Origin of the sequence: Devosia sp. UYZn731, from assembly GCF_040546795.1 — a bacterium.
Taxonomy (GTDB): Bacteria; Pseudomonadota; Alphaproteobacteria; order Rhizobiales; family Devosiaceae; genus Devosia.
The window spans coordinates 170,262-182,668 of record NZ_JBEPOL010000002.1; the positions used below are offsets into that span (position 1 = coordinate 170,262).

The 12,407-nt window shown below is 62.7% G+C and carries 13 protein-coding genes; 1 reads left to right on the plus strand and 12 read right to left on the minus strand.

Features of this window, described 5'->3' with window-relative positions:
* Positions 1–11: 11 nt before the first annotated feature.
* Genes ABIB57_RS05250 through ABIB57_RS05260 form a run of 3 tightly spaced genes read right to left on the minus strand, consistent with a single transcriptional unit; the run spans position 12 to position 2,434 of the window.
* Positions 12–887 (minus strand): SMP-30/gluconolactonase/LRE family protein, encoded by an 876-nt coding sequence (locus ABIB57_RS05250; protein WP_354038988.1) that lies wholly within the window; start codon positions 885–887, stop codon positions 12–14.
* The gene (locus ABIB57_RS05255) at positions 884–1,498 is read right to left on the minus strand and encodes a 2-dehydro-3-deoxy-6-phosphogalactonate aldolase (protein ID WP_354038989.1); all 615 of its coding nucleotides are present in this window, start codon (positions 1,496–1,498) and stop codon (positions 884–886) included. Before ABIB57_RS05255 ends, ABIB57_RS05250 begins: the two co-directional genes overlap by 4 nt.
* 12 nt (positions 1,499–1,510) lie before the next feature.
* A complete protein-coding gene (locus ABIB57_RS05260; RefSeq protein ID WP_354038990.1) occupies positions 1,511–2,434 on the minus strand; it encodes a 2-dehydro-3-deoxygalactonokinase in 924 nt (307 codons plus the stop codon).
* A gap of 311 nt (positions 2,435–2,745) precedes the next feature.
* Between ABIB57_RS05260 and ABIB57_RS05265 the strand changes: the two genes are divergently transcribed.
* Positions 2,746–4,572: an IlvD/Edd family dehydratase gene (locus tag ABIB57_RS05265; RefSeq protein ID WP_354038991.1), complete on the plus strand. Its 1,827-nt coding sequence runs from the start codon at positions 2,746–2,748 to the stop codon at positions 4,570–4,572.
* 106 nt (positions 4,573–4,678) lie between these two features.
* On the opposite strand, the gene ABIB57_RS05270 is transcribed toward ABIB57_RS05265, so the two are convergent.
* From ABIB57_RS05270 to trpE, 9 genes are all read right to left on the minus strand, one after another.
* Complete coding sequence (locus tag ABIB57_RS05270; RefSeq protein ID WP_354038992.1) at positions 4,679–5,470, minus strand: nuclear transport factor 2 family protein; 792 nt, start codon at positions 5,468–5,470, stop codon at positions 4,679–4,681.
* A 20-nt stretch (positions 5,471–5,490) separates the two neighbouring features.
* Positions 5,491–5,826: a hypothetical protein gene (locus ABIB57_RS05275; protein WP_354038994.1), complete on the minus strand. Its 336-nt coding sequence runs from the start codon at positions 5,824–5,826 to the stop codon at positions 5,491–5,493.
* The gene (lexA, locus tag ABIB57_RS05280; protein ID WP_354038996.1) at positions 5,826–6,536 is read right to left on the minus strand and encodes a transcriptional repressor LexA; all 711 of its coding nucleotides are present in this window, start codon (positions 6,534–6,536) and stop codon (positions 5,826–5,828) included. Before lexA ends, ABIB57_RS05275 begins: the two co-directional genes overlap by 1 nt.
* Positions 6,537–6,686: 150 nt before the next feature.
* Positions 6,687–7,895 carry a molybdopterin molybdotransferase MoeA gene (locus ABIB57_RS05285; RefSeq protein ID WP_354038998.1) on the minus strand — a complete coding sequence of 403 codons (1,209 nt, stop codon included), beginning with the start codon at positions 7,893–7,895 and terminating at the stop codon, positions 6,687–6,689.
* Positions 7,892–8,374, minus strand: coding sequence for a cyclic pyranopterin monophosphate synthase MoaC (gene moaC / locus ABIB57_RS05290; RefSeq protein WP_354039000.1), 483 nt, complete (start codon positions 8,372–8,374; stop codon positions 7,892–7,894). Before moaC ends, ABIB57_RS05285 begins: the two co-directional genes overlap by 4 nt.
* Positions 8,375–8,376: 2 nt before the next feature.
* Entirely contained in the window at positions 8,377–9,183 is an 807-nt protein-coding gene (trpC, locus tag ABIB57_RS05295; RefSeq protein WP_354039001.1) for an indole-3-glycerol phosphate synthase TrpC, read from the minus strand.
* Positions 9,176–10,201 carry an anthranilate phosphoribosyltransferase gene (gene trpD / locus ABIB57_RS05300; protein WP_502914346.1) on the minus strand — a complete coding sequence of 342 codons (1,026 nt, stop codon included), beginning with the start codon at positions 10,199–10,201 and terminating at the stop codon, positions 9,176–9,178. Before trpD ends, trpC begins: the two co-directional genes overlap by 8 nt.
* Entirely contained in the window at positions 10,198–10,797 is a 600-nt protein-coding gene (locus tag ABIB57_RS05305) for an anthranilate synthase component II (protein ID WP_354039003.1), read from the minus strand. Before ABIB57_RS05305 ends, trpD begins: the two co-directional genes overlap by 4 nt.
* 83 nt (positions 10,798–10,880) lie before the next feature.
* Positions 10,881–12,389 carry an anthranilate synthase component I gene (gene trpE / locus ABIB57_RS05310; RefSeq protein ID WP_354039004.1) on the minus strand — a complete coding sequence of 503 codons (1,509 nt, stop codon included), beginning with the start codon at positions 12,387–12,389 and terminating at the stop codon, positions 10,881–10,883.
* Between the last annotated feature and the right edge of the window lie 18 nt (positions 12,390–12,407).

Sequence of the window (12,407 nt, forward strand, 5' to 3'; positions counted from 1 at the left end):
TACGAGGACTCTTAGAGGGTGATGAGGGGTTCAGGCTGTCCGGCAATATCAAGCTCGATGGCAAACACGCCGCCCGCGACGTTTTCGGCCGCGAGCTGTTCGGCGCTGAGGTTTTTGGCTGCGGTAGTCAGGAATAGGGTCTTGAGGCCGGGACCGCCAAAGGCCGGGCAACTCACCTGGCTGGCGGGCACTTCGATGATGCGATCGATCGAACCATCGGGCGCGTGGCGGACCACGCAACTGCCGCCCCATTTGGCGTTCCACAAATAGCCTTCGCTATCGATGACCGCGCCATCGGGATAGCCCCGCCCATCCGACACGTCGGCGAACAGCGACCACTCGCCGATTGGCAGGCCGGTTGCTGGATCAGCGGCGCATTTGAGGATTTGCTTTGTCGGCGTATCGCTCCAATAGGCGATGCGTCCGTCCGGCGAAAAGCACGTCGCGTTCGGAATTCTGGCCTGCGTGCGGATGGTGGTCAGGTTGTCGGCGCGATAGTGATAGACAGCGCCACCCGGCTCGTCCTCTTCCTTGCGCATGGTGCCGATCCAGAAACCACCAGATGGATGCACCCGGCTGTCATTGGTTCGGGTCGAGCTATCGTCGGCTTCGATGGCCACGATCAAGCTGGTTTCGCCGGTGATCAAATCATAGCGCTTGAGCCCGGTTTCCGTGGCAATCGCCAGCGTATCATTGTCGATCACCGCCGCGGCCGCGACGATCTCGTCGAACGACCAGATATTGGCGACCGCGCCATCGGCCTCGGCGGCGAAAAGCTTGCGATTGTTGATGTCGAAAAAGAACAATTGCTGGCGCAGCGGGTGCCAGAACGGGCCTTCCCCCAAAGCGCATTTGCTGTCGATCAAGAGGCGTGCGGTTTGGTTCATTGAGCTTTGCCTTGATCATAAGCCGCGACAGCCAGAGCTGCATGTTCGGCGGTCTGCGACAGCTCCATGCCCGGCTTGTAGAGATAGGTGCCCAGCCCGAAGCCAAGGCAGCCGGCGGCAAAGAACTCGGCGAAATTTCCTGGATTGGCGCCGCCCACGGCATAGAGCGGCATCTCAGGCGGCAGCACTGCCTTGATCGCCTTAATGCCCTTGGGGCCAAGCACCTCGGCAGGGAAGAACTTGAGCCCGGTAGCGCCCGCCCGGATCGCGCGGAACGCGTCGGTAGGGGTGAATACGCCTGGATAGGAAGCGAGCTGAATGCGCGCAGTCTCCTCGATCACCGCCTTGTTGGTATCAGGAGAGACGATGAACGTGCCGCCGGCATCGGCAACCGCCCAGACCTGCTTCTTGGTGAGCACCGTACCGGCGCCGATCATGGCCGTATCGCCAAAGGTATTGGACGCCAGCGAGATGCTGCTCAGCGCGTCGGGGGAATTGAGCGGCACCTCGATCATGGTGATGCCGGCATCGATCAGCGCCTTGCAGACGTCGATGATCTCGGCCGGTGTGATGCCGCGCAGGATGGCGATGATGTGGCGAGGGGTTTCCATGAGGTCCGTCCGCTATGAGGAAAATTGGCGCGCGGCCTTGAGGCCGGCCAGCACCGCTTCGGTAGCATCCACCAGCCGCGAACGCACGCCGATCCGCGTCAAAGCCTGGCTATAAAGCGCACAAAGCGCGGCCGAGCCGATCAGCGGCACCTCGGCATTGCCGATCCACTCGCGATTGGCGCCGATTTCGCTGCCGATCAGCAGGCCCGAAAGATATCCGGCGCACCAGTCCGGCTGGCGGCCAGATAGAAGAGAGCCGGCGCGGACTTCGAACAATTGCCCCAGCAGGCGTTCGGGATGGTCGAGACCCGCCTGGACGCCGATGGCAAAACCGTCGTTGCGGCCCGGCCCCTCCAGATCGCCGCCCAGCGAATGGCGCAGGACCGAATGGTTGCGCAGGACTTCGAACAGTTCGCCGGTCATGGCGGTGGCAAAACGCTCGATGCGGGTGCCCGACAGTTGCGCCCATTTCGAATGCGTGCCCGGCATGCAGACGACGCCGGAAAAACCGGGATTGAGCGCAGCGAGACCCAGTAACTGGGTTTCCTCGCCGCGCATCACATTGTCGGAGCCGGGGACTTTTTGGCAGACGCCGGGCAGAATCGATGGTGCCAGGCGCACATCGGGCATCTCGGGGTGGACGGCGCCATCGAGCAGGCCGCGCAGATCGGTTGGCGCCTGCAGATAGGGAGCCTCGAGCCAGCCTTGCCGCGCCCCGGCCATGCCGCAGATCAGCACCTGGATGGGTTGGCCGGATTGGCTTTCGACGCCCTCCAGCAATTCGCTCAACGCGCCGGGAAACTGCTCGCGCGTCAGCTTGCCCATGCCATTGGGCGAGGTGCGGGCAACCGCGACCGCCCCGGCGGCATCGATGCCCCAGGCTCGCAGGTTGGAAGTGCCCCAATCGACGGCAACCCAGTCCACTTTGTCAGTCACGGCAAAACTCACCCTTCATGCGCGACCATCGGGCCGCAATCGGGCCGAACGCTAGCGTCTGCATCGGATTCCAGCTAGCCTCAATCGACTTCGCCGCATTGCTGCTTCTATCGGCGCAGATGCTGGCTCCGTCCCGTCATTTGGTAAGGCGGTTCAGGCGTCTGGAAATATCTCACCAGCAGATTTTTCGGCTCCGCATTCCGGCGAAATTTCGACAGAATCCCGTTCCCTCTTGCCCCTGTCGTGGTACAGATGGCAAAATGTTGAGGCACGTAACCGCGGCGTCAAATCGCGGACATGAGGAACAGAAAATGACGGCAGACACCAGCGGCGGTCCGGGCAACGGGCAGGGCGCAGCCAAGAAGTTGCGCTCGCGCGCCTGGTTCGACAATCCGGACAATCCAGACATGACCGCGCTCTATCTCGAGCGCTACATGAACTTTGGCGTGTCGCGCGAAGAACTGCAGTCCAATAAGCCGATTATCGGCATCGCCCAGACCGGCTCCGACCTGTCGCCGTGCAACCGTCACCACATCGTGCTGGCCGAGCGCGTCCGCGAAGGCATCCGCGAAGCCGGCGGCATCGCCATTGAGTTTCCCGTGCATCCGATCCAGGAAACCGGCAAGCGTCCGACCGCTGGCCTCGATCGCAACCTGGCCTATCTCGGCCTTGTCGAGGTGCTCTACGGTTACCCGCTTGACGGCGTGGTGTTGACCATCGGCTGTGACAAGACGACCCCGGCCATGCTGATGGGCGCCGCTACCGTCAATATCCCGGCAATCGCGCTGTCGGTCGGCCCCATGCTCAATGGCTGGCACAAGGGTGAGCGCACCGGTTCGGGCACCATCGTCTGGAAGGCTCGCCAGATGATGGCGGCCGGCGAAATCGACTACGCGCAGTTCATCGAACTGGTGGCGTCCTCGGCCCCGTCGACCGGATATTGCAACACCATGGGCACGGCCTCGACCATGAATTCGCTGGCCGAGTCGCTGGGCATGCAATTGCCCGGTTCGGCCGCCATCCCGGCGCCCTATCGTGACCGCCAGGAAATGGCCTATCGCACCGGCAAGCGCATCGTCGATATGGTCCGTGAAGATCTGAAGCCCTCGGACATCCTGACCAAAGATAATTTCATCAACACCATCGTGGTCAATTCGGCCATCGGCGGTTCGACCAATGCGCCGATCCACATCCAGGCCATCGCCAAGCATATCGGCGTGGAACTGGAACTGCAGGATTTCCAGACCTATGGCCACAAGGTGCCGCTCCTGGTCAATCTGCAGCCGGCCGGCGAGTATCTGGGCGAGGACTTCTACCATGCCGGCGGCGTGCCGGCGGTGGTCAACGAGCTGATGAGCCAGGGGCTGATCCGCGAGAACGCGCCGACCGTCAACGGTAAGTCGATTGGCGAGAACTGCCGCAACACGGTTATCCAGGACGATAAGGTCATCCGCCACTTCGACAACCCACTCAAGACCGAGGCCGGCTTCCTCTTGCTGCGCGGCAATCTGTTCGACAACGCGATCATGAAGACCAGCGTGATCTCGACCGAGTTCCGCGACCGTTACCTGACCAATCCCGAACATCCCGGCATGTTCGAGGGCAAGGCCGTAGTGTTCGATGGTCCTGAGGATTATCACCACCGCATCGACGATCCCTCGCTCGAGATCGACGAGCATACCCTGCTGTTCATGCGCGGCGCTGGCCCAATCGGCTATCCGGGAGCGGCGGAAGTCGTCAACATGCGGCCGCCCAACTACCTGATCAAGAAGGGCATTACCGCCCTGGCCTGTATCGGTGACGGCCGCCAGTCCGGCACTTCGGGGTCGCCCTCGATTCTCAATGCGTCCCCCGAAGCGGCCGCTGGCGGCAATCTCGCCATCCTGCGCACCGGCGACCGGGTACGGATCGACCTCAATAAGGGCTCTGCCAATATCCTGATCGCCGACGAGGAAATCGCCAAGCGTCGCGCCGATCTAGAGTCGATGGGCGGCTATAAGTATCCCAAGCACCAGACACCATGGCAGGAAATCCAGCGCGGCATCGTCGGCCAGCTCGGCGACGGCGCCATCCTCAAGCCCGCCGAAAAGTACCAGCGCATCGCCCAGACCGAAGGCATTCCGCGCGACAACCACTAGGCTAAATCATCAAACGCAGAAGGCCCGCCAGATGATGGCGGGCCTTCTATACGCTCAGTCGCACTGGCTGCCGACAATCAGCACTTAGGGTTCCAAATACCGCCTCTCAAGCGGGCAGGGCGCTCAAATGCTCGTGGATAATCTTCCAACCTTCGGGGCGTCGAACGAAGACGCTGGTCCCCCGCCCCGAACCCTCACGGCATTCACCGGACCCCGTTGCCTGCCAATGAAAGCGGTAGAGGCAAGCGGCGGCATAATCGCCCTGAGCGATCCAGCGCACGTCTTCCAGCCAGTAGATTTCGCCGGTCAGATTGCGCCACGTGCCCTCAAAGGCAGAACGAATGGCGGACAGCCCGGCATGCGAACCATCGCCGAACCAAAACACCGCCTCCGGCGCGATCAGCGGAGCGACGTCGTCAAAGCTGTGATTGTTGATAAGCTCGGCATAGCGCGACAGCGTCTTCGCCGCCTCCACGCCGTTGCTGACTATGGCGTCCCGTACCAGTTTCAGGGCACGTACGAAGTCGGGGTGCCACTCCCGCTCTGGCGTTGCATCCAGAGTACACCAGAAAAATTCAAATCGATGCCCACCATCGTCTAATGTGTCAAACGCCCAGTGCTCCGGCAGATCCGCCGTCTCCACCAGCACAAAGTGCCAGAGCTGCCCCAGCGCAATGGCCGAACTGGAGCAGAGCACCACACCAGTCACATCCTCGACAATCCCTGCTTCCTCCGCCAGCTCGCGCAAAGCACCAGCAATAACAGACTCGCCCGCCTCTCGTGTCCCCTTGACCAGTTGAACACCGGCCAGGGGGTGCCTGAACACCAGGATCTCCCTTGCGTCCCCTACGCCTCGGAAAATGACCGGACAAACTTTCTCGACCAAGTTCTTCGCCATCAAACCCCACGCATGAGCTTTTACTCCTTGGCCGCAGTCTCCAGCGTTACCCAGCGGCCGGTGACGTCGCATTGCAGCAGCATGCTGTCATTGTTGCGAATGCCGACGATAGCGCCCGCGGACGACAACTTGCCTTCGAGCAGGCAACCCGCTACGGGCGTATCGGCCTTCGCTTCCGCCCAGCCGGTTCCGGCATTGCAGACTGCGGTGCCATTGCCCGCATTGATGCCCACACCTGCCGAAAACGTCACATTTCCCACCCAGCAGCGGGTCTCCTTGACGCTCGCTTCTTGAGCGAACGTCGCGCCGTTGCCGAGCGACAACAGGCCAAGCGCCAAAAGCAGGGTGAGCCGCATCAGTATTTCCTCAGCAACCCGACCAGGCGGCCCTGGACCTTGACGCGATCAGGTCCGAAAATGCGCGTTTCATAGGCCGGGTTGGCGGCTTCCAGCGCGATGGTATTGCCCTTGCGGCGCAGGCGCTTGAGGGTGGCTTCCTCGTCATCAACAAGAGCCACGATGATTTCGCCGGTTCCCGCTGAGTCCTGCTTGCGGATCAGGACGGTATCGCCATCGAAAATGCCGGCCTCGATCATCGAATCGCCGCGCACTTCGAGTGCGTAATGTTCGCCTGCGCCCAACATTTCGGGCGGTACAGAGATGGTGTGGGTGTGGCTTTCGATCGCCGAGATCGGCGTACCGGCCGCGATACGGCCCATAACCGGAACCGAAATGGGACGCGCGTAATCTTCAACCGAACCGCGCATCGGGGGGGACGCCACCTTGCCCAGATTGCCCTCGATCACGCTCGGCTCGAAGCGCGACTTGCGCCCGCCGAGGGACGGGTTCATCGAATCGGGCAGCTTGACCACTTCGAGTGCGCGCGCCCGATTGGGCAGGCGGCGAATGAAACCGCGCTCCTCCAACGCTGTGATCAACCGGTGAATGCCCGACTTGGATGCCAGATCGAGCGCATCCTTCATCTCGTCGAACGATGGCGGAATACCGCTCTCCTTCATCCGCTCATGGATGAACATCAGCAGCTCGTGTTGTTTGCGCGTTAGCATTGGGCCCCTCGGTCGGGAATCGGAACAAAGACTGAACGATGATACGTGTTCCAGTTATGTTCTGCAATATCCCAATGCATTGCCGGCGTAATTTCCGCCTTTGCAAGCAAACGGCGCTTCGTCGCGCGACCTATGCGGTTTTATTTCAGCCTAGAACGCGTCGATACTGATGGCCTCGACCACAGTACCGGCCGGCCGACCCGGATCATGTTCTGGTTGCACGATGAGCATGTCCGCCCGCGCCAGCGACGAGGTATGGCCGCTGTCGACCTCCGAGATCGGCATCAATGCCGTCCCACTGGGCCCATGCACGACGCGCGCGCGCATGAAATGGCGGCGCGCGGTATTGGGCGGGGTCGGGACGGCCAGCGGCAGATGCCAGAGCTGACCAGCGGATTCGGCGTGGCCCTGCCACAGCCGGAGTGCCGGCTTGATAAAAATTGTGGCGGTAACCAGCGCCGAGACGGGGTTCCCCGGCAGGCCGAAGATCAGCGTCTTACCGCGCGTGCCGAACATCAGCGGCTTGCCCGGCCGCATGTTGATGCGCCAGAAATCCAGCGTCACGCCGAGCGACAGGAGGATTTCCTGCACAATATCGTGGTCGCCGACACTGGCGCCGCCGGTGGTGACGACGATGTCAGGCTCGCTGGCGAAGATGGCTTCCAGCGTCGCCGTCAGCGCCGCCCGGTCATCGCCGACAATACCGTGGTCGGTGACGGTTTCGGAGTAGGGCGCCAGCAGGGGACTTAGGCCGTAGCTGTTGGACGAAACGATCTGGTCTGGGCCCAGCGGCGTGCCGGGCACGACCAGTTCATCGCCCGTCGCTAGAAGGGCAATTTTCGGTCGGCGGTTGACCGCGAGGGCAGGGACATTCGCTGCTGCCGCGACGGCCAGTTGCAGTGCAGCGAGGCGCGTGCCGGCGGCGACCAGAACCTGGCCAGTGGCAAAGTCATTGCCGATTGGACGAATGCTGCGGCCGGGTTTGGGCTGCTCGGCGAACTGCACTGTGTGGCCGGTTACCGTCGCCTCTTCCTGCATGATGACCGCATCGGCGCCGGCAGGGACGGGCGCGCCGGTGAAGATGCGCACGCATTGGCCTTCGCCAACGGGGCCGGCAAAGCCCGCGCCGGCTTGCGACATGCCGATGATGGCCAGGCTCCGCCCCGGCACGGCGTCCTGCGCCCGCACCGCATAGCCATCCATGGCGCTAGCGTTGAACGGGGGCTGGCTGTGGTTGGCGACGATCGGCGCGGCCAAGACCCGGCCGGCGGCATCGTGTAGGGGGACTGTTTCGGCCTGCGCCTCGGGCACGCGCTTCAGAATCGCGGCAATCGCGTCTTCGACGGGCAGCAGGCTCATGGCGTGCGCACGAAATCGCCGGATTTGCCGCCCGATTTTTCCAGCACGCAGATATCGGTGACAACCATGGCCCGGTCGATGGCCTTGGCCATGTCGTAGAGCGTCAGCGCCGCGGTGGAGGCGGCGACCAGCGCTTCCATCTCTACGCCGGTTTGCGCTGTGGTTTCTGCGGTGGCGTGCACGACGATCACCGTCGCGCTCTCAGCCTCAATGTCGACGCTGACCTTGGTCAGCGGAATCGGATGGCAGAGGGGGATCAGATCCGAGGTCCTTTTGGCGGCCATGATGCCGGCAATACGGGCCACAGCGAGCGCATCGCCCTTCTTGAGGGAGCCGCCCATAATCGCCGCTACCGTGGCAGGTTCGGCGATGATTCGAGCCTGGGCCACCGCCCGGCGCCGGGTGGCCGCCTTGTCGCCGATATCGACGATGTGGGCTTCGCCTTTGGCGTTGAGATGCGTGAGGCCGCCTTGTGCCATGCCTATGCGCTCACGGTGCCCATGAGCAGGGCGCGCGTGGCGGCCACCACATCGTCCTGGCGCATCAGGCTTTCGCCGACGAGGAAGGTGCCGATGCCGCTGGCTTCGTCCAGCTTGCGCACATCGTCGTGGCTGAGAATGCCGCTTTCGCTGACCAGCACCTTGCCGGGCGGCACGCCGGCGGCCAGGTCGATCGAGGTCTCCAGACGGGTTTCGAAGGTGCGCAGGTTGCGATTGTTGATACCGATGAATTCGGCGTCCAGCGCCAGCGCCCGGTCCAGCTCGAGCTGGTCGTGCACTTCGACCAGCGCGTCCATGCCCCATTCCTCTGCGGCGTCGAGCAGGTAGCGCGCCACATCGTCGCCGACAGCGGCCAGGATGACGAGGATGCAATCAGCGCCCCAAGCGCGCGCCTCGGCCACCTGATAGGTTTCAAACAGGAAATCCTTGCGCAGCACGGGCAGGGTAGTGGCCGCGCGCGCTTCGATCAGGTAGCTCGGCGAGCCTTGGAAGGAGGGACGGTCGGTTAGCACGGACAGGCACGTCGCGCCGCCGGTTTGGTAGGCGCGGGCAATCTCGGCGGGGTTGAAGTCCTGCCGGATCAGGCCCTTGGAGGGGCTGGCCTTTTTTACCTCGGCGATCAGTGCGTATTGCTTGGCGGCGCGCTTGGCCTTGATGGCCCTAAGGAACCCACGAGGCGCTGGCTGGTCATGCGCCATGGCCACGACTTCCGCCCAGGGCCGCATCGCCTTGGCGGCAGCGATTTCTTCGCGTTTGTACGATTCGATCTGCTTGAGAATATCAGCCATGGTCTCGCCCGTTGGACACTGCGACGAGCCGCGCTAGCGTCTCCTTCGCCTTGCCGCTGTCGATGATGTCGGCCGCCAGTTCGGCGCCGCTTTTGAGGTCTTGCACGCGGTCGGCGACGATCAGCGCGGCCGCAGAATTGAGCAGCACGATATCGCGATAGGCGCCCGGCCTGCGGTCGAACAATTCATGCACCGCCGCGGCATTGTATTCGGGATCGCCGCCCAGCAGGTCCTTGGGATCGCTGCGCTTTAGGCCGGCATCCTCAGGTGTCACTTCAAAGCTGCGCAAATCACCATTGGCTATCTGGGCAACGAAACTGGGACCGGTGACGGTGATTTCGTCGAGGCCATCGCTGCCGTGGAAAACCCAGGCCTTGATGGCGCGGTTGGCGAGGAGGGCGGCTGCCACCGGCTCCACCCATTCCTGCGCATAGACGCCCAGCACATAGCGGCGCACGCCGGCAGGGTTGGATTGCGGGCCCAGCAGATTGAACATGGTCCGCACGCCCATTTCGGCGCGGGCTAGGCCGACATGGCGCATGGCCGGATGGTGCGAGGGCGCGAACATGAAACCGATCCCGGCTTCATTGATGCAGCGTGAAATCTCGGCGGGGGTCAAATCCAGCTTGATCCCCAGGGCTTCGAGCACCTGCGATGCTCCGGACTTCGATGACAAAGCCCGGTTGCCGTGCTTGGCCACCGGCACGCCCGCCGCGGCCACGACAAAAGCGCTGGCGGTGGAGATGTTGAGCGTGCCACCGCCGTCGCCGCCGGTGCCGACGATGTCGATGGCGTGTTCGGGGGCTTCGACCGTCACCATCTTCTCGCGCAGGATCGAGACGGCTGCGGCGATTTCGCCGACGGTCTCGCCTTTGACGCGCATGCCCATGAGGAACGCGCCGATCTGGCTGGGCGTGGCATTGCCCTCCATGATCGTGGTCATCACGCCGCGCATTTCCTCTCCGGTGAGGTCGCGGTTGGCGGCGATCTTGTTGAGAGCTGCCTTGATGTCCATCACGCAGCCTTCTTCTGGTTGAAGTCGCGGGCCAGGTTCAGGAAATTCTGCAGTAGCGCATGGCCGTTTTCGCTGGCGATGCTCTCTGGATGGAACTGCACGCCGTGGACGGGGAGGGTTTTGTGCTGCATGCCCATGATGAGGCCGTCATCGGTGGTGGCGGTGATTTCAAGCGTGTCGGGCAGGGTCTCGGGCTTGACGATCAGCGAGTGGTAGCGCGTCGCCTCGAAGTCGTTGTTGAGGCCGCGGAACAGGCCCTTGCCGCTGTGGTGGATCTTGGATGTCTTGCCATGCACCAGGTGCGGCGCGCGGATGACGTCGCCTCCCAAGGCTTGGCCGATTGCCTGATGGCCAAGGCAGACGCCCAAAATCGGCATTTCGCCCTTGAAGCGTTCGATAAGCGATAGGCAAATGCCGGCTTCGTTGGGCGTGCAGGGGCCGGGTGACAGCACGATCGCCTCGGGCGCCATTGCGCCGATTTCATCAAGCGTAATCTTGTCGTTGCGCATGACGGTGACGTCGGCGCCGAGTTCGCCCAGGAAGTGGACGAGGTTGTAGGTAAAGCTGTCGTAATTATCGATGACGAGCGTGCGGGTCATATCTCTGGTTCCAGCGCGGCTATTGGGATCAGTTCAGGTTCAGAACCAGTTCCGCCATCGATGTTGAAACATGAAATGCGCCATCATTGCCCGATCCTGGCTTCGCCGGCATAGCGTAACGCTTCCTCGGCGGCGCTGAAAAGGGCGCGCGCCTTGTTTTCGCATTCCATCTGCTCAAGCTCGGGCTGGCTATCGGCGACGATGCCGGCGCCGGCCTGCACGAACAGCTTGCCGTCCTTGAGCAGGGCGGTGCGCAGCACGATGCAGGTATCCATGGTGCCGTCGGCGCCGAAATAGCCGACGCAGCCGCCATAGATGCCGCGGCGCGAGGATTCCAGCTCGTCGATGATTTCCATCGCGCGCACTTTCGGCGCACCGGAGACCGTGCCAGCCGGGAAACCGGCGGCCAGCGCGTCGACGAAGTCATATTTGGGATCGAGCACGCCCACGACATTGGAGACGATGTGCATGACGTGAGAATAGTATTCGAGGAAGAACTTGTCGGTGACCCTGACCGTGCCGGTCTTGGCGACGCGACCGACGTCGTTGCGGCCCAGGTCGAGCAGCATCAGGTGTTCGGCCAGCTCCTTGGGATCGGCCAGCAATTCGGCCGCCAGTTCCTGGTCGCGTGTCGGCGTGGCACCGCGCTTTCGGGTGCCGGCGATGGGGCGAATTGTGACTTCGCCATCCTGCACCTTGACCAGGATTTCGGGGCTCGATCCGGCGACCGAAAAATCGCCGAAGTCGAGGAAATACATATAGGGCGACGGATTGGTGCGGCGTAGGGCGCGGTAGAGAGCGGTCGGGGGCAGGGTGAATTCGGCCTCGAAGCGCTGGCTCAGCACTACCTGGAAGACATCCCCAGCGGTGATGTAGTCCTTGGCCTTGGCCACCATGGCGAAATATTCGTCTTTCGAGGTATTGCTAGTGACCTCGATCTTTTCCAGATCAGGGAGGGCAGGGGTCGTGGGCAGCGCTTGGCCCAGGCGCTGGATGGCGTCGTCGATATGCGACTGCGCCGATTCATAGGCCTGCCGCGCGGTCACGCCGTCACGCACGTAGACTGGCGCGGTAAGATAGAGTTCGTCCTTGAGCGTATCGAAAATCGCCAGCATGGCCGGGCGCATCAGGATGGCCTCGGGCATGTCCAGATGGTCCAGATTGCTGTTGGGCAACGTCTCCATATAGCGGACCATCTCGTAGCCCAGAAAGCCGTAGATGCCCGCGGACTGCGGCGGCAGGCCCTCGGGCACTTCGATCTTGGAGCTGGCGACCAGATCGCGCAGGGCATCCAGCGGCGCCTCGGCCAGACGCTCGAAGCGGTCCACGTCAATATGGGCCGCGCGATTGATGGAGGCCGCGCCATGCTCGACCTTGAGGATGATGTCGGGCGCGAGGCCGACGATCGAGTACCGGCCGCGAATGGCACCGTCCTGCACGGATTCGAGCAGGAAGGTGTTCTTGCGGCCGGCCGCGAGCTTCATATAGGTGCCGATCGGCGTTTCGAGATCGGCGACGACGCGACGCCAGACGATCTGGGATTGACCAGCATCGTATTGCATCGCGAAACGCCCAAAGACCTCGTCGCCCATAGTCATTATCCGATTGTA

What these genes read in the sequence shown, in the direction of transcription:
- moaC (WP_354039000.1), bottom strand. Translation starts at nt 8,374, where the DNA reads ATGGCACAAGGCGGCCTCACGCATCTCAACGCCAAAGGCGAAGCCCAC.
- ABIB57_RS05275 (WP_354038994.1), bottom strand. Translation starts at nt 5,826, where the DNA reads ATGCGGCTCACCCTGCTTTTGGCGCTTGGCCTGTTGTCGCTCGGCAAC.
- ABIB57_RS05270 (WP_354038992.1), bottom strand. Translation starts at nt 5,470, where the DNA reads ATGGCGAAGAACTTGGTCGAGAAAGTTTGTCCGGTCATTTTCCGAGGC.
- lexA (WP_354038996.1), bottom strand. Translation starts at nt 6,536, where the DNA reads ATGCTAACGCGCAAACAACACGAGCTGCTGATGTTCATCCATGAGCGG.
- trpE (WP_354039004.1), bottom strand. Translation starts at nt 12,389, where the DNA reads ATGGGCGACGAGGTCTTTGGGCGTTTCGCGATGCAATACGATGCTGGT.
- ABIB57_RS05255 (WP_354038989.1), bottom strand. Translation starts at nt 1,498, where the DNA reads ATGGAAACCCCTCGCCACATCATCGCCATCCTGCGCGGCATCACACCG.
- ABIB57_RS05285 (WP_354038998.1), bottom strand. Translation starts at nt 7,895, where the DNA reads ATGAGCCTGCTGCCCGTCGAAGACGCGATTGCCGCGATTCTGAAGCGC.
- ABIB57_RS05250 (WP_354038988.1), bottom strand. Translation starts at nt 887, where the DNA reads ATGAACCAAACCGCACGCCTCTTGATCGACAGCAAATGCGCTTTGGGG.
- ABIB57_RS05265 (WP_354038991.1), top strand. Translation starts at nt 2,746, where the DNA reads ATGACGGCAGACACCAGCGGCGGTCCGGGCAACGGGCAGGGCGCAGCC.
- trpC (WP_354039001.1), bottom strand. Translation starts at nt 9,183, where the DNA reads ATGGCTGATATTCTCAAGCAGATCGAATCGTACAAACGCGAAGAAATC.
- ABIB57_RS05305 (WP_354039003.1), bottom strand. Translation starts at nt 10,797, where the DNA reads ATGACCCGCACGCTCGTCATCGATAATTACGACAGCTTTACCTACAAC.